General features: G+C 42.8%; 21 protein-coding genes. 15 read left to right on the top strand and 6 right to left on the bottom strand.

Going from position 1 to position 19447, the window contains the following annotated elements; all coding sequences use genetic code 11:
- Positions 1 to 645: 645 nt before the first annotated feature.
- The 10 genes from VR862_RS15335 (at position 646) to VR862_RS15290 (ending at position 10016) form a co-directional block, all read left to right on the top strand.
- On the top strand, positions 646 to 1353 hold the full coding sequence (locus VR862_RS15335; protein WP_324721912.1) for an ABC transporter ATP-binding protein: 708 nt from the start codon (positions 646 to 648) through the stop codon (positions 1351 to 1353).
- Between the two features lie 135 nt (positions 1354 to 1488).
- Entirely contained in the window at positions 1489 to 1653 is a 165-nt protein-coding gene (locus VR862_RS15330) for a hypothetical protein (protein ID WP_324721911.1), read from the top strand.
- An 80-nt stretch (positions 1654 to 1733) separates the two neighbouring features.
- A complete protein-coding gene (locus tag VR862_RS15325) occupies positions 1734 to 1928 on the top strand; it encodes a hypothetical protein (protein ID WP_324721910.1) in 195 nt (64 codons plus the stop codon).
- 438 nt (positions 1929 to 2366) lie between these two features.
- Positions 2367 to 2942 carry a cob(I)yrinic acid a,c-diamide adenosyltransferase gene (locus VR862_RS15320; RefSeq protein ID WP_324721909.1) on the top strand — a complete coding sequence of 192 codons (576 nt, stop codon included), beginning with the start codon at positions 2367 to 2369 and terminating at the stop codon, positions 2940 to 2942.
- Positions 2943 to 3095: 153 nt separating this feature from the next.
- Entirely contained in the window at positions 3096 to 3317 is a 222-nt protein-coding gene (locus tag VR862_RS15315; RefSeq protein WP_008272287.1) for a DUF2795 domain-containing protein, read from the top strand.
- Positions 3318 to 3404: 87 nt separating this feature from the next.
- Positions 3405 to 6764, top strand: coding sequence for a preprotein translocase subunit SecA (secA, locus tag VR862_RS15310; protein ID WP_324721907.1), 3360 nt, complete (start codon positions 3405 to 3407; stop codon positions 6762 to 6764).
- A gap of 586 nt (positions 6765 to 7350) precedes the next feature.
- Positions 7351 to 7869 (top strand): DUF4199 domain-containing protein, encoded by a 519-nt coding sequence (locus tag VR862_RS15305; RefSeq protein WP_324721906.1) that lies wholly within the window; start codon positions 7351 to 7353, stop codon positions 7867 to 7869.
- A 218-nt stretch (positions 7870 to 8087) separates the two neighbouring features.
- Positions 8088 to 8618, top strand: coding sequence for an iron transporter (locus tag VR862_RS15300; RefSeq protein ID WP_324721905.1), 531 nt, complete (start codon positions 8088 to 8090; stop codon positions 8616 to 8618).
- A gap of 21 nt (positions 8619 to 8639) precedes the next feature.
- Complete coding sequence (locus VR862_RS15295) at positions 8640 to 9371, top strand: VIT1/CCC1 transporter family protein (protein WP_324721904.1); 732 nt, start codon at positions 8640 to 8642, stop codon at positions 9369 to 9371.
- Between the two features lie 147 nt (positions 9372 to 9518).
- Positions 9519 to 10016, top strand: coding sequence for a DUF2383 domain-containing protein (locus tag VR862_RS15290; RefSeq protein WP_324721903.1), 498 nt, complete (start codon positions 9519 to 9521; stop codon positions 10014 to 10016).
- A 160-nt stretch (positions 10017 to 10176) separates the two neighbouring features.
- Here VR862_RS15290 and VR862_RS15285 read toward each other — a convergent pair whose 3' ends face one another.
- Positions 10177 to 10377: a hypothetical protein gene (locus VR862_RS15285; protein WP_324721902.1), complete on the bottom strand. Its 201-nt coding sequence runs from the start codon at positions 10375 to 10377 to the stop codon at positions 10177 to 10179.
- A gap of 107 nt (positions 10378 to 10484) precedes the next feature.
- On the opposite strand from VR862_RS15285, the gene VR862_RS15280 reads away from it, so the two are divergent.
- Both VR862_RS15280 and tnpA read left to right on the top strand, forming a co-directional pair.
- On the top strand, positions 10485 to 11069 hold the full coding sequence (locus VR862_RS15280) for a DUF2911 domain-containing protein (protein WP_324721901.1): 585 nt from the start codon (positions 10485 to 10487) through the stop codon (positions 11067 to 11069).
- A 181-nt stretch (positions 11070 to 11250) separates the two neighbouring features.
- Positions 11251 to 11712 (top strand): IS200/IS605 family transposase, encoded by a 462-nt coding sequence (gene tnpA / locus VR862_RS15275; RefSeq protein ID WP_324721900.1) that lies wholly within the window; start codon positions 11251 to 11253, stop codon positions 11710 to 11712.
- 331 nt (positions 11713 to 12043) lie between these two features.
- Here the strand turns inward: tnpA and VR862_RS15270 are convergent, their stop codons facing one another.
- Genes VR862_RS15270 through VR862_RS15255 form a run of 4 tightly spaced genes read right to left on the bottom strand, consistent with a single transcriptional unit; the run spans position 12044 to position 15287 of the window.
- Positions 12044 to 12739: a peptidoglycan DD-metalloendopeptidase family protein gene (locus VR862_RS15270; protein ID WP_324721898.1), complete on the bottom strand. Its 696-nt coding sequence runs from the start codon at positions 12737 to 12739 to the stop codon at positions 12044 to 12046.
- A 23-nt stretch (positions 12740 to 12762) separates the two neighbouring features.
- Positions 12763 to 14160, bottom strand: a complete 1398-nt coding sequence (locus tag VR862_RS15265; protein WP_324721897.1) for a YggN family protein — start codon at positions 14158 to 14160, stop codon at positions 12763 to 12765.
- The gene (locus VR862_RS15260) at positions 14141 to 14758 is read right to left on the bottom strand and encodes a hypothetical protein (RefSeq protein ID WP_324721896.1); all 618 of its coding nucleotides are present in this window, start codon (positions 14756 to 14758) and stop codon (positions 14141 to 14143) included. Before VR862_RS15260 ends, VR862_RS15265 begins: the two co-directional genes overlap by 20 nt.
- Positions 14742 to 15287 (bottom strand): RNA polymerase sigma factor, encoded by a 546-nt coding sequence (locus VR862_RS15255; RefSeq protein WP_324721895.1) that lies wholly within the window; start codon positions 15285 to 15287, stop codon positions 14742 to 14744. Before VR862_RS15255 ends, VR862_RS15260 begins: the two co-directional genes overlap by 17 nt.
- 207 nt (positions 15288 to 15494) lie before the next feature.
- Here VR862_RS15255 and VR862_RS15250 point away from each other — a divergent pair, with 207 nt between their 5' ends.
- Entirely contained in the window at positions 15495 to 15806 is a 312-nt protein-coding gene (locus VR862_RS15250) for a GIY-YIG nuclease family protein (RefSeq protein WP_324721894.1), read from the top strand.
- A gap of 688 nt (positions 15807 to 16494) precedes the next feature.
- On the opposite strand, the gene VR862_RS15245 is transcribed toward VR862_RS15250, so the two are convergent.
- Positions 16495 to 17841 carry an FAD-dependent oxidoreductase gene (locus VR862_RS15245; RefSeq protein ID WP_324721892.1) on the bottom strand — a complete coding sequence of 449 codons (1347 nt, stop codon included), beginning with the start codon at positions 17839 to 17841 and terminating at the stop codon, positions 16495 to 16497.
- 340 nt (positions 17842 to 18181) lie between these two features.
- On the opposite strand from VR862_RS15245, the gene VR862_RS15240 reads away from it, so the two are divergent.
- Complete coding sequence (locus VR862_RS15240) at positions 18182 to 18337, top strand: lmo0937 family membrane protein (protein WP_029038389.1); 156 nt, start codon at positions 18182 to 18184, stop codon at positions 18335 to 18337.
- Positions 18338 to 18652: 315 nt separating this feature from the next.
- Complete coding sequence (locus tag VR862_RS15235; RefSeq protein WP_324721891.1) at positions 18653 to 19408, top strand: SDR family oxidoreductase; 756 nt, start codon at positions 18653 to 18655, stop codon at positions 19406 to 19408.
- The last annotated feature ends 39 nt before the right edge of the window (positions 19409 to 19447 follow it).

The raw sequence follows: 19447 nt of genomic DNA, 5'->3' as shown, positions 1-19447 counted from the left end.
ATGACATATATGTGCTTTTGGCCATGGCCTTTAGCTCTTCTCTATCATTCAGAACGAAGCTTTTGCGGAGGGAAGAATCTCTCGTTTTCACTAGAGATTCCTCCTGCCGTCGGAATGACATATATGAACTGTTGGCTGTTAGCCGTTGGCCATTAGCTTTCCTATTAGCTTTTTTTTTTACGTCTTTGCGAGAAGCCGACAAGGCGACGAAGCAATCTCCCTCTTTAGGATTTCTTTACATCCTTCTTTCCTTAAACAAAAGAATTGTATACCGCTCCGCTGGAGCTCCTGGTAGTCCCAAAATTCATCTATAAATATTTCGCTCCTCCGGAGCTAGGTTTAAGTCCCCTTTAGGGGATTTAGGGGTAAAAAGTATAAGTTCAGTTCTTTTCGTTCTGGCAAAGGAGCCGGAACGGCGACTGAAGCCTACCTATCGCCAGACAGGTACTCTCCCTCTTCAAGGATTGAGAAATTTCAAACCCATTAATACTCAGCTTTTCTTCCCCATCAGGAGATTTCCGCGGTTGGATTGTCTCCTCCCTCACCACCAATTTAATCCTGTTAATTGGTTAATGCTAATTGACAATTGAACAAATTGTAACAAACTCCCTTACCTTGCGTCTAACTTCTGAATTCAACAGTTATATGAGCAGCGTAATTAAGATTAGGCAAATTACCCGGGACTTTTACCTGGGACAGGAAGTAGTAAAGGTTTTAAAAGGGATTGACCTGGACATTGAAAAAGGAGAATATGTCGCTTTTATGGGACCATCAGGTTCCGGAAAATCGACACTTATGAACATCCTTGGCTGTCTGGATACCCCAACTTCCGGTCAATATATTCTCAATGGAAAGGACGTTAGCCAGATGAGCGATAATGAACTGGCAGAGATCAGGAACAAGGAGATCGGTTTTGTGTTTCAGACTTTCAACCTGCTGCCTCGCACCACTGCCCTGGAGAACGTCGCATTACCCATGATCTATGCCGGGGCCTCCAAATCTCAAAGAAAGGAACGTGCAGAAAAGGTGCTTGCCGATGTCGGGCTGGCAGACCGGATGGACCACAAGCCAAATCAGCTTTCCGGAGGGCAACGTCAAAGAGTGGCTGTGGGAAGAGCTCTGGTAAACAATCCTTCCATTATTCTTGCCGATGAGCCGACCGGAAATCTCGATTCCAAAACTTCCGTAGAGATCATGAACCTGTTTGACGAAATCCATGCTTCCGGAAATACTGTGATCCTCGTAACCCACGAAGAAGACATCGCCCGCCACGCCCATCGCATCATCCGCCTTCGCGACGGAATGGTTGAAAGTGATGAAAGGAAGGAAGTGCTGTCGCACAGTCCTCAGTAATCAGTGGTCAGTAATCAGTAATCAGTGGACAGAAAATTGTGAGTCTTCACTAAAATTTTCTCTTTTTTAGTTCGTCCGTTAATTTCTTACATTTTAACTCCGAACTCATAACTCTAAACTCCTAACTAATAGAAAATGTCTTTCCTCGACAGCGATACCCTTCTCTACATCATCCTTATCGTGGTCTTTTTAATCTTTTTTCTTTGGAATAGAAATCAGTCCAAAAAGAACCGGGAGAATAAGAAGAACAGGAGCTTCAGGAATCGCTACAACGAAAGAAAAAGAAAGAACAGACAATAATTTATCCTGTTTTTAACACAGTCTAACTTTCGGGTTTCCAGTTATTTTCGCTAAATTAACTTCATCTAATTCCTAGCACCATGATGGAGTTTTTGACAAATGAGATCTTTTTATACCTGGCACTTTTCTGTGTGGGTGTATCTTTTTTCTATTGGCTGCGAAGCATAAAAAGGAGAAAGAAAGAGCTGGAATGGCGTCGTTCTTTAAGTGATAAGATCCGCGGAAAATTTAGCAGAAAGCACAAGAACAGAACTCCTGAAGTTAATTTTGAGTGACATATTTTCTTGAGACCATTTGGCTTTCTACAAATACTTTTAAGAACATTCTGAAGAACACTTCCCAAAAATAACCTTTTTGGCACCCCTTGTTTTATACTTAAAACATCTCCACAAGATAAAACTCTACAACCTGAAATCTTTAAAGTTCACAACCTGCAGTCCTCAACTCGCTACAAGCCGATTTACCAAAGTTCATTTCTACAACACTTTCTGGAAAAAGTTTACTGTTTTGTGAGAACCCTTAAAACTTTGGCAAATCTGGCAACAGGCAACCAGCAACGGGCAACAGATTTGTCAAACCCGTAACTCGCAACGCCCAACCCGGATAACCTCCAACTTGAAACCTGCAACCTTTTCAGCTGTTAATCATTATTCAAAACGCCGGATTTTTCCTATTTTAGGCAGCTTTCTGAAAAGGAGATAAAAAAACAAGCAATGAAAATTTACACCAGGACCGGAGACAAAGGCACTACTGCCCTTTTTGGCGGCACCAGAGTCCCGAAACACCATATACGCATTGAAAGTTACGGCACAGTTGACGAGCTCAATTCCAATCTCGGTTTATTAAGAGACCAGAAAGTGGATGAGCACACGTACAACACGATCATCAGGATCCAGGACCGGCTTTTTACCATAGGCTCTACTTTAGCCACAGATCCCGAAAAAGCTGTTCTTAAAAGTGGTAAAAAACGGCTTGATATTCCGCAGATCTCCAAAGAGGACATTGAACTTTTAGAACAGGAAATGGACAAGATGAATGAAAGTCTGCCGCCAATGACTCACTTTGTGCTTCCCGGAGGGCATCAAGCGGTGTCAGTTTGTCACGTCGCACGCTGTGTATGCCGTCGCGCCGAGCGCTTGGCTACGGCCCTTTACGAAATTGAACCTTTTGAAGAACAGGTTTTGCAGTACCTCAACCGCCTAAGTGACTACCTTTTTGTGCTGGCACGAAAGTTGACTCATGACCTACAGGCAAAAGAAATCAAGTGGATCCCGCAAAAGGATTCCTGAAAAAATTTTGACTGCCATTCTACCTAAGACCTTTATTTTTAAGGGATTTATGTGTAAGAAAAACGTTCTTTAAATTAATGATAAAAACATGATTTTTTTCTTGACTATCTCGTCAAAAAAATTATTTTTGCAAAAATTTAAACCGATTAACCGATGTATTGGACATTAGAATTAGCATCCTATTTAAGTGATGCGCCATGGCCCGCCACAAAAGATGAGTTAATTGATTACGCCATCAGGACGGGTGCTCCCCTGGAGGTTGTTGAAAACCTGCAGGCAATTGAGGATGAAGGAGATTCCTATGATTCAATAGAGGAGATCTGGCCCGATTACCCTACAGATGAGGACTACCTCTGGAATGAAGATGAATATTAAACGCACACCACAATAACGCAGAAAAAAGTCTCAGATTTGAGGCTTTTTTTTTGCTTAACTTTGACATATTAAAATCCACAAAAACATATGAGTTTTTTAGATACCGTATTGAAAGTTTTTGTCGGCGACAAGTCTAAAAAAGACATCAAGGAAATTCAGCCTATTGTCAACAAGATCCTCGCTCTCGAAAAAGAATTTGAAGCTCTTTCTCTTGACGAGCTGAGAGCGAAGACCCTTTCTTTTAAGACCAGAATACAGGAGGCCATTAAGGAAGTGAATGAGCAGATGGAGACCTTGAATGCTGAAGCCGATGCCTTTGAAGACATTACCCGAAAAGAAGATATCTACGCCGAAATAGACGCTTTAAAAGAAAAGTCCTACGAAATTTCTGAAAGTGTTTTAAATGAGATCCTGCCGGAAGCATTTGCGACTGTTAAGGAAACAGCCAAGCGATTCAAAGAAAATACTGAACTAAAAGTAACGGCTTCGGCCTACGATCGTGAGCTATCTGCCGAAAAAGATTATGTGACTCTGGATGGCGATCACGCCATCTGGAAGAACTCCTGGGATGCTGCAGGAAAGCCTGTGACCTGGGATATGGTGCACTACGATGTACAGCTTATTGGTGGAGTTGCCATGCACCAGGGGAAAATTGCAGAGATGCAGACAGGGGAAGGTAAAACGCTTGTAGCGACGCTTCCTATGTATCTCAACGCTCTTACCGGAAATGGGGTCCACCTGGTTACAGTGAATGATTACCTGGCCAAACGTGACAGCGCATGGATGGCTCCATTGTTTCAGTTCCATGGATTAAGCGTGGATTGTATTGATTACCACAGACCGAACTCTGCGGCGCGTAGAAAGGCTTATAATGCCGATATTACCTACGGAACCAATAATGAATTCGGATTTGATTATCTGCGGGATAACATGTCGCATTCCCCCGATGATCTTGTGCAGCGTCCACATAACTACGCCATTGTGGATGAGGTGGATTCCGTGCTAATCGATGATGCAAGGACGCCTTTGATCATTTCGGGTCCTATTCCGAAGGGAGATGTACATGAATTTGATCAACTGAAACCTGCAATTGCCAATATTGTTGACGTACAGAGAAAATATCTTACCGGAGTTCTTGCTGAAGCTAAAAAACTTATAGCTGCCGGTAATACTGAAGAAGGCGGCTTGCAATTGCTGCGCGTTTACCGCGGACTTCCGAAGAATAAAGCTCTTATTAAATATTTGAGTGAAGAAGGGATCAAGACCTTACTTCAAAAGACCGAGAACAAGTACATGGCCGATAACAACCGGGAAATGCCTACGGTTGATGCCGAGTTGTATTTCGTGATCGAGGAAAAGAACAACCAGATCGATCTTACCGATAAAGGAATCGAATTTCTTTCAGGAAAAGATGATCCCGATTTCTTCGTGATGCCCGAAATCGGAATGGAGATCGCCAAGATCGAAAAAGAAGGTCTTTCCAAGGAAGAAGAAGCTGAAAAGAAAGAAGAGCTTTTCCGTGACTATAGCGTGAAGAGTGAGCGTATCCACACCATGCGTCAGCTATTGAAAGCTTATACGCTGTTCGAAAAAGACACCGAATATGTGGTGATGGATAACAAGGTGAAGATCGTTGATGAGCAAACGGGACGTATCATGGAAGGTCGTCGTTACAGCGACGGACTCCACCAGGCGATTGAGGCTAAGGAAAATGTGAAGATCGAAGATGCTACCCAAACCTTTGCTACGGTAACGCTTCAGAATTACTTCAGGATGTACAGCAAACTTTCGGGTATGACAGGTACTGCTGTGACCGAAGCCGGAGAATTCTGGGAGATCTATAAACTTGATGTGGTAGAGATTCCGACGAATCGCCCGATTGCCAGAAAAGATAAAGAAGACCTGGTCTACAAGACCAAGCGTGAGAAATACAATGCCGTCATTGAGCATGTGACCGAACTTTCCAGAGCCGGAAGGCCGGTGCTTATCGGTACAACTTCCGTAGAGATTTCAGAGTTGCTCAGTCGTATGCTTAAGCTGCGGAATGTACCTCACAACGTTCTCAACGCAAAGCTGCACAAGAAAGAGGCCGATATTGTTGCCGAAGCAGGTAACAGTGGCGTGGTGACGATTGCCACCAACATGGCCGGTCGTGGTACAGATATCAAGCTTTCGAAGGAAGTTAAAGAAGCGGGCGGTCTTGCCATCGTAGGTACAGAGCGTCACGATTCACGACGTGTCGACAGGCAGCTTCGGGGACGTGCCGGTCGACAGGGAGATCCCGGAAGTTCGCAGTTCTACGTATCTCTTGAAGATAACCTGATGCGGCTTTTCGGTTCAGAAAAAATTGCGAAACTTATGGACCGCATGGGTCTGGAAGAGGGAGAGGTTATTCAACACTCCATGATCTCCAAATCCATTGAGCGGGCTCAGAAAAAAGTTGAGGAGAACAACTTCGGGGTTCGTAAGCGACTATTGGAATATGATGATGTAATGAACGCCCAACGGGAGGTGGTTTACAAGCGCCGTTATCATGCCCTATTTGGAGATCGTCTGCGCGTGGATATCGCCAACATGATCTATGATACTTCGGAAAGCATTGCCGAAACTAATAAAATGGCGAATGACTTCAAGAACTTTGAGTTCGAGTTGATCCGTTATTTCTCGATGAGCTCTCCTATTACTGAAGAGGAATTCGACAAAATGGATTTTCAGAAGATCGCACAGGTGATCTATAAAGCTGCTTATGAGCATTATCGTGCAAAAATGAAGAGCAATGCCGAAGCTGCCTATCCTGTGATCAAACAGGTTTGGGAAGATAAAGGCAATAGCTTTGAAAGGATCGCGGTACCGTTTACCGACGGAGTAAAGACTCTACAGGTGGTAACAAACCTGGAGAAAGCTTATGAAACTGAAGGAAAACAACTGATATCCGATTTCGAAAAGAACATCAGTTTGGCCATTATTGATGATGCCTGGAAGACGCACCTCAGAAAGATGGACGAATTAAAGCAGAGCGTTCAGCTGGCCGTACACGAGCAGAAAGATCCTTTATTGATCTACAAATTCGAGGCTTTTGAATTGTTCAAGGTGATGCTTGACCAGGTAAACAAGGATGTTATTTCCTTCCTTTTCAAAGGGGAACTTCCGGCACCAAATCCGGCACAGATCCGTGAGGCAAGGCAGACTAGGAAAAAAGAGAACATTGAAACTTCGAAAGAGGAGATCCCTAACATGGACGAAAGAGCTGCACAAAGCAGGGCCGCAGGGCAAACTCAGCAGCGTCGTCCTCAGGTAACCGAAACCATCACCAGGGAGCGTCCTAAGATCGGCCGTAATGATAAAGTGACGATCAAGAATGTAATGACCGGGGAGAATAAGAGCATGAAGTTCAAACAAGCCATTCCGTTACTTGACAAAGGTGATTGGGTGCTGGTTGATGAATAGTTTTTAGTGGTCGGTGATCAGTGGTCGGCGATCAGTGGTCAGTGGTCAGTGGTCAGTGGTCAGTGGTCAGTGGTCAGTAAAATGAAAAGGTCTGAAAGATAAAATTGTCTTTCAGACCTTTTATTTTTTGATGATGTATCTCGGCAGGACCTTATTAGAACCTGAAACAAGTTCAGGTTGACGTTCGGAATTCTCGTCATGCTGAATTCATTTCAGCATCCTTTTTTAGAAATCCCATCATGCTGAATTATTTATAGCATCTCTTCAATTAATCAGGTTAGAGTATATCTCAAAACAAGTTCAGGTTGATGAATCCCTACCCGCGTCATGCTGAATTCATTTCAGCATCCTTTTTAGAGGTCCCGTCATGCTGAATTAATTTCAGCATCTCTTCAATTAATCAGGTTAAAGTACATCTCAAAACAAGTCCAGGTTGATGAATCCCTACCCGCGTCATGCTGAATTTATTTCAGCATCTCAACACCTGAAACAAATTCAGTTTGAGGCAAGCCTGCGAATTCTTTTATTCTTCAGTTTATTTAACAGTTGCTTTTTTTCGTATTTTTAAAAAACTAACCTTCACGACATGAGCAAGTATCGCATTGAGATCAAATGGGCCATTATATTTTCTGTTGCTATGATCCTCTGGATGATAGGAGAGAAACTATTTGGGTTACATGATGAGTTCATAGCAGATCATGCGTTCTACAGCAGCTTTTTTGCAATAGTCGCAATTGGCATCTACCTCTTGGCACTTTATGACAGGAGGAAGAATTTCCATAATGGCTTTATGAGCTGGCAGGAAGGCTTTAAGTCGGGTGCTATTCTTACTTTGGGAATTGTAATTCTTTCCCCTTTTGTACAATTGCTCATCAGCGAGTTAGTAACCCCCGATTACTTCAGGAACATTACCGAATATTCCATAGAAGCCGGAGAAATGAGCCGGGAGGAGGCTGAAACTTATTTCAGCTCGAAAAATTACATCATCCAGAGCATGGTCTGGGCTGCAATAACAGGATTAATAACGGCAGCCATTACAGCACTGATCCTTCGGCGGAAGGTGCCGAACCCACATCAGGTAAAAGGCACTACTCCTTACAGGTAAATTTAAATAATACTCCTGTAGAAATCTTCCGAGGAAAAGTCATTTTTGACAGGATATTGTTTCAATTTCCAACCTTCAGGAACCTCTTTTCCCGCTATGACTTCAGAAATAAAGTGGATCAAAAATGGCTCTTTCAGGCACCTGTTTTAACAGGGCATTAGCAGGAAAAGTACCTACTTCTTCTTACCTTAAAGAGACTAACCTGTAAGATTAAAAAAATGGAAATTGAAGACAACCAAAAAAAGATTAAACTGGCCGAAGATCAGGGGAAAGCATATTCCGCAGCCCTGGATTATATGAAAGAAATCGATAACCACGCCGAGAAGGAGGTGGATGACTACATCATTAGCCTCGCTTCGGAAGAGGCTGAAGGCACTTACCAGCTCGAGGCCGGAAAACTGGAGTGGAAAACTCCCAAAGAAGGCTTTAATACACACCTGGAGGTGGTGGTAAGAGATAAAAAGGACAAAAGATTTATTCCGGGGCTAAAGATCCGCGGAAAGGTACTGGATGAAGACGGGAAGCAGATCATTGAAACAGATTTTCCACTTCTGTGGCATCCTTTCCTGCTTCACTACGGGGCTTTCTTTAAAATTCCGAAGGAAGGGAAATACAGGGTCCAACTGGAGATCCCCGCTCCCGAATTCCACAGGCATGACGAGATTAAAGGCAAGCGGTACGAAAAAGATGTGAATGTGGAGATCGAGATCGAGATGGAAACCGGGAGAGAACCTCACGGTCCCGAATAAAAATCTGCCAATTCTAACCAAATGAAGGAAACTCAACTTCATTCCCGCGAAAAGATCTTCTTTTTCAACAAAGAATATATTTCTGAGTTCGTTTACGGTGGCATTGACGGCGCTATAACTACTTTCGCCGTTGTTGCGGGAGCCGAAGGTGCCAGCCTGGGAATTGAGGTGGTAATCATTTTGGGACTTGCCAATCTTATTGCCGACGGCTTTTCCATGAGCGTCGGCAATTTTTTTTCCACTAAAGCAGAAAGAGATACATTTGAAAGGCATAAGCAGGTTGAATACTGGGAAATTGAAAATCTGCGGGAAAAGGAGATCCAGGAAATAAGAGATATCTACTCTGCTAAAGGCTTTCAGGGCGAACTACTGGAACAGGTTGTAGCCGTGATTACAGCCGACAAGGATATTTGGGTGGATACCATGATGAAGGAAGAACTGGAGATGGTGAAAAGCGATAAAGCTCCCTGGAAAACAGCAGGAATGACTTTTTTCAGTTTTGTTGTAGTAGGTTCCGTTCCCTTACTCTCCTATGTGTTCACAGGCACGGGACCTTCCATTCAGCAAGACCTTTTTCTTTATTCCTGCGTCTTAACGGGAGTGGCTTTGGCTATAGTAGGAAGCCTTAAAAGTATAGTGACTGAAAAGAATGTCTTGTGGGGTATTGTCGAGACCTTATTATTGGGCGGATTGGCTGCCTTTCTTGCTTATTTTGTGGGAGATGTTCTTGAAAAAATGTTTGTGGCGCTGTAGGAAGATTCCATGTATCCAATTTCTTAACAGCACCTTTCATATTCTTAAATTTTACTGAATATTCTATTAAAAATCAGCGATTTAACAATTGCTTGGCAGAGAGGAATCCGGTTCTGTAATTATCTTCGAACCATAAAGACACTAACTATGGAAGATCGTTACTCAAAATTTAAGAAGTTGAATTGGCTGCTTACGGAAAGTTTTGAAGCAGAGCGTATTTATTATAACGCTGGCGAAGATGTACAGCAAGTTGAATTGAAGCGATTTTTCAATCACGAGACTGTCAATAGGAACCGCTTTAGCTATGAAATTTCTGAACAGCTGGTACAGGCCGGGGTAGAGCCCGCCAAAGAATGGGTTCAAAAAGGAAATCTCGACCGCGACTGGCGGCAGGAGAGAAAAGCCCTTGTGAAGACCAAGCCTCTAAAACTGCTGAAAAAATGCAGAAAAAAAGACGAGGAAAATCTGGAACTATACAACGAGCTGCTGGAAGCTAAAACGCTACCGAAGGAAATTCTAAAAATCCTGAAGAAGCAAAAAGAGACTATTGAGAGTGCAGTACAGAAATGCCTGAAGTATGAATCGGGCGAGGAAGCTTTGGATCCTCAAAACAGGCCGAGAGTGCGTAAACTAAAGGCAATGTAGTCTCTCTACCAACTATGTATTTTCCAAAAGCCCCTAAAAGGGGTTTTTTATTGCTGTCCATGAACCTTGCTACAGGAACTATTTCTTTTCAATTGCAAAAGTGCTTGTAAGCTCCTGAAACATTTATTTTAAAAGGAGGTTTAGTTCTGGTTTAGGTCTCTTACTCCCCCTCTGCTTCTTTATGAAATTTTTTCTTTGCAGCGACTCCTACCAGCTCCCTCTCAAATATGTTATAGAACAACAATAGATCTATTGTCTTTGGTTTATTGCACCTATTCTCATGTAACACTCCATTGGAATTTGCCCTTTTTGGAGCAGGTTCTTTCATCACCACCTTAACTGCCAGATATGCTGCACCCACCAGCGAAGTTAGCTGTTCATTTCACAGAGTTTATTTTTCTAGTTAAACCTTAGTCATTAAACCTTATTCCTTAAAAATGCTGGCCTGGAAATTGTTTACCTTAGAGTATGCAAAGTGCTATTAAAAAAAGCTTTTTAGGATTCTTTATTGTGTTGGGAGCAGTAATGCTCACCTATATCATCTATAAGAACAACACCAAGTCCTTTAGTCCTGAAGATACGGTAGAGTTTAGCAGTGGAGATCTGGAGCTGGAGGTTTTCTACAACCGTCCCTATAAGAAAGGCAGAGAGATCTTCGGCGCACTGGTACCGTATAATGTAGTCTGGCGCACGGGTGCAAACGAAGCAACAACCTTTTACACCTCCAAAGATATTTTGATTGATGGCTCCCCTCTCCCTGCGGGCACCTATACATTATGGACCATTCCGGGGCCGGAGTCATGGAAGGTGATCTTTAATTCCGAAATGTACCCCTGGGGCATCACCGCCGATAAGCTCCCCTCCCGCATTCCGGAATACGACGTTTTAACAGTAGAGGTGCCGGTGAGAAAACTGGAAAATCCTGTTGAGCAATTCACGATTTACTTTGAAGAAAAACAGGGGCTAATTAATTTTAACCTGGTTTGGGATCAAACCCTTATCCGGGTACCATTAAAAGATCCGCAGACGATTGAGCGGGTAAAGGTCGGGTGAAAAGGGTAGTTTTGGGAGGTTCTTTTAATTATTATTGAATTTGGCTAAAGCCGTCACGATTTCCGGTATTCTTGTAAATTCTTTTCATCTTTCTTTTGTCCCGGTAGGGACCACCTTTGAGTAGAAGGATTAGATTAATTTTTTTTACCGTGCCTTTAGGTACGGGATATGAGCTGATATTATGGCAAATACCTACACACAAATCCACATCCAGGCCATCTTTGCCGTACAAAATCGGCAAAGCCTAATCAAATCTGATTGGGAAGAGGAATTGTATAGGTATATAACAGGTATAATTCAAAACAACGGACATAAGGTGCTACAGATAAATGGAATGCCCGATCATATACATATTTTGTTCGGGATGCGGCCCACCCAATCTCTAGCCGATTTGATGAAAGAAGTTAAACAAAATTCCTCTAAATGGATAAACAACAAAAGAATGGTTCCAGGAAGATTTTCCTGGCAGGCAGGATATGGTGCCTTTTCCTATTCCAAAATCCAATTGCCAAGGGTGATACGTTATATTCAGAATCAAAAGGAGCATCATAAAATGGAATCATTTCAGGAAGAATATCTAAAGCTTTTAAAAGTTCATGAAGTTGAATTTGATAGACAATTTATATTTCAGGCACCAAAATAATCACATCCTGTACCTAAAGGCACAGTGCCTATCTTCTATTATACTTTTTTACCTATAGATAGTCCCTACGGGACAATTGAATCATCCTGCTAATAAAATATTACTTTCCTAATCTTTCTAAAATAAGTTGCAAAAGAAACAATTTAGAGAAATTGATTAGAAATTTTTTTATCCGTGTCTACAAGTGCGGGATATTCCATTTTGGAAAAATTCCATAATAGTATTCCTTGCCTGTCGGCCCAGTGTTTTTCTATTATTATACTTTTTACCTATAGACGGTTCCTACGAGCCTATCATCTTTGTATTCTTTTCAACCATTGAGATATCATGCCTAATTGATCTTATCAATCTTCAACAACAACCCAGGATCAGGGCAATTGTTGAGATAAAATTCTAAATCTTTCGTATTTGACACTCCCGGATAATCTCCCTCTTTACCCTGCAGGTCAAGAATAATTTGGAAATGAAGATGTGGCGCGTAGTTGCCGTTTTCTGAAGCATCACCCAAAGACGCGATTCGCTCGCCCTGCTTTACCTCCTGCCCTACCTGTAAGTGCTCTAAGGACTTTCTTTGGAGGTGACCATATAAAGTATAGAATTTTCCGGCTTCAGATTCATGTTCAAGGATAATTGTAGGTCCATAGTCCCCAAAGTTGTTATTGTCTTTGAAACTATGGATCCTCCCATTTAGCACTGCCAAAATGGCTGTTCCTGCAGGTGCCCAGACATCTATACCTATGTGCCTGTTCCTTATCAATCCTTCCTCTTCAGCAGCAGAAAAAAGTCCGCTGCGCTTGTAGAGTCCGCGATGTTCGTTATAGCCTCCCCAGGCAATCGTTCCGCCTTTCTTCCGAAGAAATTCATTTAGATACTCCTGCATAGCTTCAGGAGAATCCAGCTGTGCCTGAGATAATTCAGCATTGTTCACCGACAGGTCAACATGTCGATATCGATCAAAAGAAAAACCGGCATCAATCACAGGCGTAAATCCTGAGGTGAGGCCGGTTAAGAAATTAGGATTTGGCATTAAGATCTTTTTGCCAAAAATAATTACTTCAAGTTTACTTCGCTGAATTTCGCATGAATATTTATTGTGGCACCTGCATTTTGATTACCGTAATAACCTTTCAGCTTTTGATTGTCATAGGAATTACTGGAAGTAAGCTTCAATCCTTTGGGATATGCTACTTCGCTGTTCGTCCCGTTGTATGTGAAATTAAAAGCACTCTCCGGAAGATCCAACACGAGATCTGAATTTTCTAATGTGATATCCAGGTTCTTGAAATTAGGTGCTACCTTATCAATTCTCAATTCACCGAAAGTTCCTGCGAGGATTCCCGTCTCTCCCAGCTCTCTAATATGTACATCACTGGCATTGCAATCCAGCTTCAGACTTTCAGCCTTTTCGATTTTCAATTCCTGTACATAAGCTGCATTCAGAACCCCATATTTCCAATTCCTGATCATCACCGGGGAATAAGCCACTTTAAGATTTGTATTTTTTCCGCCGATCTCTGATGCACTAAATTTAGAGTGAGAAACCTCACCTCGCAAATTGTTAGTAGTACCTGCCAGCTTCACTTCTCCGTGGCGAACGTTCAGTTTAAGCTGTCCATCCCGGGGCATTTTAACCTGCAGAACTTTTTTAGCAGAGGAGTGGTCTTTTAGAATGATCACCTTTTTTCCTGTTTTTGCTTCCTGTGCTTTTGCCTGTTTCTCTATATCGGCAGCCCAGGCCTCCATTTCTTTTCCAAAGGATTCACCCCATTTCTCCATGTCTTTCCCAAAGGATTCACCCCAGGCTTCCATCTTTTTCCCGAAGTCCTCACCCCAGGCTTCCATTTTCTTCTCATGGCTCTTCCACAAGGCTGAATCTTTTTCAAAATTCTGAGCCCACTCCTCCATTGCTTTTTCGAAGTCTTTACCAAAATTCTTTTCAATTCGCTGTTCAAACTTCTCAATATATTTGTCACCCTCCTTCTGGTATTGCTCATAATCGAAATGGATCTCTCCCATGCTCGAATAGAATTCCGGCGGAAGTGGATTACCGGAAAGATTTTCCAGTAGCGGACCCATTGCCTGAGTGAGTGGTCCTATCATTTCTGTCAATTTTGCCATAGGAGCCTGAAGTGAAGCCATATTAAAATCACCCGGTCCACCTGGTGTAGCTTGAGAATTTATCTTCACTTCTGAAGCCGATGCATTGACGTCAAATTTCCAGGAATCGAGGGATTTGTTCTTGTTCTCCTCCCCTCCTTCAAGATAAGCCGAAACCTGTACCTGGTTTTGATCCCAGTATTCAACATTCACCAGAGTGTGGCGCGCATCGATGTTCACAGTCACATCTTTATTTGTCTTATAGGTTTTATTGTGTTTGCTTGTCTGCGCCAGTGCCGTAGTCGCACAAAGGAGCGCAATGATCGCAGTTTTAAGCCTGATAGTTTTCATTTTCTTTGATTTTTGATTGATTGATATCTTTGATTTTGTTCTTCAGTTTATATAGTAGTTCCAGTCTAAGCTGCAGGTTGGAGATCAATGCTTCCACACTGCTTTCTGAAAGTCCGGTTTCGTTGATCTCGGCATTCAGCTTTTTGTATTCTTCATCCAGTCCTGCCAATTGCTTCATAAAAGAATCCACCAGGGCCTTATTGGTGTCATTCACTTCCAGTTTGGCCAGTTCAATATTCAAGCTTGCCAGGTAGAAATCTTCTATCTTCTTGAATTCGGGAGATTCATCGCTTAACTGATATTCTTTAGTTACCGGAATCTCTTCTGAAGAATTAAGCTCATCCTCAACAGGAGCATCGGTAACTTGTGGCCCTGTGAATTCAGCCTCCCGGTTGAGGAAGAAAAATCCAGCTCCCAGTACCACTACAAGGACTGCAGCTATTTTGAGGAAAAAGAAATTCCTGTTAGAGGAGCTTTCCTGCTCTTCCTGTGGAAACGCCTTTTCCAGCCTTGCCTCAAATCTTTTTTGATGTCCTTTTGGGGGTTTGGAAGGCAACGATCTGTCTTCCTGCAACATCTTTCTAATATCCTGTGCCATCTTTTTTAACTTTAAGTTCTTCCTGTAGTTTTTTATTTCCGCGGTGCACCAGGGTCCTGGAGGCTACCTGCGAGATATTTAATATTTCTGAAATTTCTTCGTGATCATAACCTTCAACCAGGTACAACATCAGTGGATATCTGTACTTTTCGGGCAGCTCTTCCATAGTTTTCTTTACATCTTCGAGTCCTATCCCGTCATCCACATTCCAGTTATCTTCCTCTTCTACCGTCCCCAGGATCTGCTCATTCACAGCTACTGTTTCCAGTTTACGGGCTTTTAGTTTATCGAGGCATTTGTTGATCACAATCCTCTTTAGCCAGGCACCAAACGATACCTCTCCGGTGAACTGCGCCAGCTTCTCAAAGGCTTTGATAAAAGCCTCCTGCATGGCATCTTCAGCTTCAAACGGATCATTGATGAACCTCTGAGCCACATAGTACATGCCGTCGCAATACTTGTTATAAAGCTTGAGCTGCGCCCTGCGGTCATTCTGTTTGCAAGCCTCTATTAATTGATGTTGTATCAAAATAACTTCAGTTTGGTTGGGTTTCACTTTAAAGACGACAGGAAAATCGCCGTGTTGCAAAATATTACAATAAATGTAGATTTTTTTCTGAAGGTTGGTAACTAGAGGGAAAAAAGCTGTAGGTTTAACTTGAATGTCACGCTGAGCCCGACCGCAGGGAGGATGAGTCGAAGCGCTCGTTATCTTATTTTTACATATCTTCCTCTAATGAAATTTTATTACGTCTACATCCTCAAATGTTCAGAAAAGTCATTTTACACAGGCTTTACTTCAAATCTTGAGAAGAGAATAATGGAACATAACCGTGGCTATGATGTGAATGCATTTACTTTTAAAAGGAGACCTGTAGTTTTGAAATGGTTTGAGCAGTTCACAGATCCTAATCAGGCCATACTGGTAGAGAAACAGATCAAAGGTTGGAGTCGAAATAAAAAAGCAGCACTTATTGAAGAGGAGTGGGAAAAGTTAATTAAATATTCGCGAAACAGGTACAAGAGAGAAAAAGAGCATGAAGATTAACTTAAAGAGCTAAGCTCGACCGAAGGAAAGATTAGCCTCTCTTGAATAAGAGGAAGGACTGAAATACTGGTAATTAAATATTTCATTCCAAAAGGACTACGACTTTTCGCCTGTCGGCGGCTCAGTCTGACACTTCATGCGTCATCCATTTGTCGTCTCCATAATGCTTTTTTATTCAAAGGAAAAAATACATGTTGAAAAAGACATTTTTGACAGCTAATTCTGCGGAAGGTTTTTCAAGGTTTGCCTGTTGCCGTCTGATGATTAGCAGTTGTAGGATACGAGTTACCATTTCCCTGAGTTCTACTACGATTTTATTCAATATGAACACCTATGGTCCGTACGGGTCTATATAGTTCTATCCTATTATTTCTTTACCGATCTCTTGTCCCTACGGGACAGGTTTCTCTTCTTTAGAAAATGTCTTCAGCGGATATCTGCGAGATCGGCGGGAAAGAGAGATCCAATGAGATTCTTCGCTCCGCAAAGGCTTCGCTCTAAAAGACAAAGAAAGAGAGCAGTGGTCGGAGGTTAGCCACCGGAAAGAGGTGCTGAAAAAAGCCTTTTTGGAAGGTAACTTAGCGGGATTCTGTATATCTGCGGGAAACGGAGATTGCAGGAGATCCTATGCTACGCAAAAGCTTCGCTCTGAATGACAAAAAACATTCGTCCTTCGTACCTCGTACTTCTAACTTTCTTCCAGCAGCTTTAGAATTTTTTGCTCTACTTCAGCTGAGTTCCATTTTTCTTCGATACCAGGCATTTGCATCACTTCATCCATAATGGCAGCCTGCCGGTCGCCAATTTTGAGGGCTTCAGAATAAGGCGCTTCAGAAAAAGTGACACGCGAATAGACAGGGATCCATTCTTCAGGGTGTTTTTCAGCAAAATGTTTTTCGATCTTTTTCCGGAGCAAGAAGCGCGGATTCGCTGTTTTGCTGCTCATTTCCATAAAATTCCGGTAGCTGAGCTCAGCAATGGCATCGGCATTTGGTTTTCGCAGCTTTTGATATTGTGCAAAGATCTGCTCCCAGTCCTCTCCAAACTCGTTTTCAAGTCGGCTAAGTTCAGAGATATCTTCGAATCCCGCGTTCATTCCCTGTCCGTAAAACGGAACAACAGCATGTGCGGCATCCCCTACAAGAGCGATCTTGTCATAGTAGGCCCAGGGAAAACATTTCACCGTCACCAGGGCACTCGTGGGATTTTTGAAGAAGTCGCGCGTAAGATTGGAGATCTCGTCCTTGATATCGGGAAAAAATTCGGTGAAAAAGTTTTCGGCTGCAGCTTCAGTAGTAATGGTTTCAAAAGAATGCTCCCCTTCAAAAGGCAGAAAGAGCGTACAGGTAAAACTCCCGTCCAGGTTGGGCATAGCGATTAACATAAAGTTGCCACGGGGCCAGATGTGGAAGGAATTTTTATCGAGTTTGTGCGAACCATCGGCATTGGCAGGAATACGCAGCTCCTTGTAACCAACATCGATGAAATGCTGTGAATAATTGAACCGGCTTTGGCGCTGCATCTTGTGCCGAACCCGGGAAAAAGCGCCATCGGCCCCAAAAATGAGGTCAAAATCGTACTCCTGCCAATTACTTTTTTCAGATTCCCCGGTGTATAGTTTAGCTTCTGAAAGATCCACGTCCCATACTTTCTCCTCAAACCTGAATTCGGCCCCGGCAGCTTCGGCAAGGTCGATCATCTTCCGGTTAAGGACTCCTCGGGAAATCGAATAGATCGCCTCTCCTTCTTTCCCATAATTCTGAAAATATACCGGACTGCTGTTCACGTGCATGGCACGCCGATATAAGGGAATCGCCAGCTTCCTCACCTCCTCCTCGATCCCTGCCTCCCGCAGCGCTTTCCAGCCGCGGTTGGACATAGCCAGGTTAATGGAACGACCGGAAAATTCAACAGTGCGAACATCGGGCCGCCTATCGAAAACTGTAACAGTATGTCCTTTTTGTTTGAGGTGAAGGGCGAGTAAAGACCCGACGAGGCCGGTACCTACAATGGCAATATTTTTTGAGTGCTGCATGTTGTTTGCGAAAATACAATTTTTTCCGGTTGCCGGTGGTTTAGAGGGGTGTTATCAGATTGGAGACCGGAGATCGGAGTTCGGAGATTAAAGTATCCAAGATTTTATTATAGATGAGAAGACAAAAACCTGAATTTTACCTTTTGAAACCTTGACTTTTGGATTCGGAATAGCCGCAGGGCGGCTGCCGTTAAACCTCCGTTAAAGTAGAATTTTGTTAAAGAACCTTTCGTACATTTATTAGATAATCTGTAAGAAAGGGTATAAAAACAACTTCTCGCAGGTGCATTTACCAACTAAACCTAACCCGCAATCAACGAATTGCATAAAACTGAAAGTTATGAGAGATCTAGTATGGCTTATTATCGTTTTACTGATCATTGGATGGCTGATAGGCTATTTCGCCTTTCCCGACCTTGGCAGTATAATTCACATCCTGATCGTGATCGCCGTGATCCTGATCATTTATAAACTTTTGACCGGAAGAAGTCTGTAATCGATTTCCCGAAATAGAACAGAGGCCGCCTCGTTAAGTATTGAGAAGAATACTGAATCTACCATTGATTTAGAATGGTTTTTTAATTTTTCTTGTCTTTATTTGAGGTGGTCTCTCCGCTTTATGAAGTTAGAGCTTAGAACTACGAAGTTAGAAGTAGAAATCAGTAGGCAGTGGGCAGTCAATAGTATGCAGTATTTATTGAAAAGCCGTAAACCATTATTACCGCGATAGCCTCGTCACGGATTGCAAATCCGCGCCAGCGGCGAAGATTTTCATTATACATTATTCAATATACAATATACAATAAAGAAGATGTGGAACTTAAAAGGACAAACAGCAGTCATCACCGGCGGATCTAAGGGAATTGGTCGCGCCACGGTACTTGAATTTTTGAAGCTTGGTGCAGAGGTGCTGTTCACCGCAAGAAATGCTGATGATATATTAAAAACGGAAGATGAATTCTCTGCGGACGGACATACCGTAAAAGGCATAGCAGCTGATGTTACCAGGCCCGAAGATCGTGAAAAAATTGCCGCCTGGACCCGGAACAACTGGAAGGCAGTGACCATTCTTGTAAACAACGCCGGGATCAACATCCGGAAAAAAGCTACAGATATTTCTGAAGATGAACACCGGCAGGTACTTGAAACAAATTTGATTGCACCTTTTTTGTTGGCTCGTGAACTATATCCTCAACTGGTAAAATCCAAGAACGGAAAAATCATCAATGTGTCCTCGGCTGCCGCGACTCAGGATGTCGGTACAGGTACGCCCTACGCTATGGCCAAAGCCGGACTCCTGCAGCAAACCCGAAGTCTTGCCGTGGAATGGGCGAGGGATCATATTAGAGTAAACGCCGTTTCTCCCTGGTACACGAGAACTCCCTTAACCGACTCTATTCTTCAAGGGGAACGCAAGGAAATGATCCTGCGTCGCACTCCGCTGCACCGTATCGCAGAGCCGGAAGAAATAGCCTCAGTAATTGCATTTTTGGCTATGGATAGGTCTTCTTTCATTACGGGACAAAATATCATAGCAGATGGCGGGATGAGTGTTAAAGCTCTTTGAAGTTAGATTTTAGAAGTTAGAAGGACGAAATGCTGTCAC

It is taken from the genome of Salinimicrobium aquimaris, from assembly GCF_035607535.1.
Lineage (GTDB): Bacteria > Bacteroidota > Bacteroidia > Flavobacteriales > Flavobacteriaceae > Salinimicrobium.
This window is presented reverse-complemented; position numbering and strand designations above follow the sequence as displayed.

What these genes read in the sequence shown, in the direction of transcription:
- VR862_RS15250 (WP_324721894.1), top strand. Translation starts at nt 15,495, where the DNA reads ATGAAATTTTATTACGTCTACATCCTCAAATGTTCAGAAAAGTCATTT.
- VR862_RS15235 (WP_324721891.1), top strand. Translation starts at nt 18,653, where the DNA reads ATGTGGAACTTAAAAGGACAAACAGCAGTCATCACCGGCGGATCTAAG.
- VR862_RS15300 (WP_324721905.1), top strand. Translation starts at nt 8,088, where the DNA reads ATGGAAATTGAAGACAACCAAAAAAAGATTAAACTGGCCGAAGATCAG.
- secA (WP_324721907.1), top strand. Translation starts at nt 3,405, where the DNA reads ATGAGTTTTTTAGATACCGTATTGAAAGTTTTTGTCGGCGACAAGTCT.
- VR862_RS15320 (WP_324721909.1), top strand. Translation starts at nt 2,367, where the DNA reads ATGAAAATTTACACCAGGACCGGAGACAAAGGCACTACTGCCCTTTTT.
- VR862_RS15335 (WP_324721912.1), top strand. Translation starts at nt 646, where the DNA reads ATGAGCAGCGTAATTAAGATTAGGCAAATTACCCGGGACTTTTACCTG.
- VR862_RS15325 (WP_324721910.1), top strand. Translation starts at nt 1,734, where the DNA reads ATGATGGAGTTTTTGACAAATGAGATCTTTTTATACCTGGCACTTTTC.
- VR862_RS15330 (WP_324721911.1), top strand. Translation starts at nt 1,489, where the DNA reads ATGTCTTTCCTCGACAGCGATACCCTTCTCTACATCATCCTTATCGTG.
- VR862_RS15315 (WP_008272287.1), top strand. Translation starts at nt 3,096, where the DNA reads ATGTATTGGACATTAGAATTAGCATCCTATTTAAGTGATGCGCCATGG.
- VR862_RS15295 (WP_324721904.1), top strand. Translation starts at nt 8,640, where the DNA reads ATGAAGGAAACTCAACTTCATTCCCGCGAAAAGATCTTCTTTTTCAAC.
- VR862_RS15290 (WP_324721903.1), top strand. Translation starts at nt 9,519, where the DNA reads ATGGAAGATCGTTACTCAAAATTTAAGAAGTTGAATTGGCTGCTTACG.
- VR862_RS15305 (WP_324721906.1), top strand. Translation starts at nt 7,351, where the DNA reads ATGAGCAAGTATCGCATTGAGATCAAATGGGCCATTATATTTTCTGTT.
- VR862_RS15240 (WP_029038389.1), top strand. Translation starts at nt 18,182, where the DNA reads ATGAGAGATCTAGTATGGCTTATTATCGTTTTACTGATCATTGGATGG.
- VR862_RS15270 (WP_324721898.1), bottom strand. Translation starts at nt 12,739, where the DNA reads ATGCCAAATCCTAATTTCTTAACCGGCCTCACCTCAGGATTTACGCCT.
- VR862_RS15280 (WP_324721901.1), top strand. Translation starts at nt 10,485, where the DNA reads ATGCAAAGTGCTATTAAAAAAAGCTTTTTAGGATTCTTTATTGTGTTG.
- VR862_RS15265 (WP_324721897.1), bottom strand. Translation starts at nt 14,160, where the DNA reads ATGAAAACTATCAGGCTTAAAACTGCGATCATTGCGCTCCTTTGTGCG.
- VR862_RS15260 (WP_324721896.1), bottom strand. Translation starts at nt 14,758, where the DNA reads ATGGCACAGGATATTAGAAAGATGTTGCAGGAAGACAGATCGTTGCCT.
- tnpA (WP_324721900.1), top strand. Translation starts at nt 11,251, where the DNA reads ATGGCAAATACCTACACACAAATCCACATCCAGGCCATCTTTGCCGTA.
- VR862_RS15245 (WP_324721892.1), bottom strand. Translation starts at nt 17,841, where the DNA reads ATGCAGCACTCAAAAAATATTGCCATTGTAGGTACCGGCCTCGTCGGG.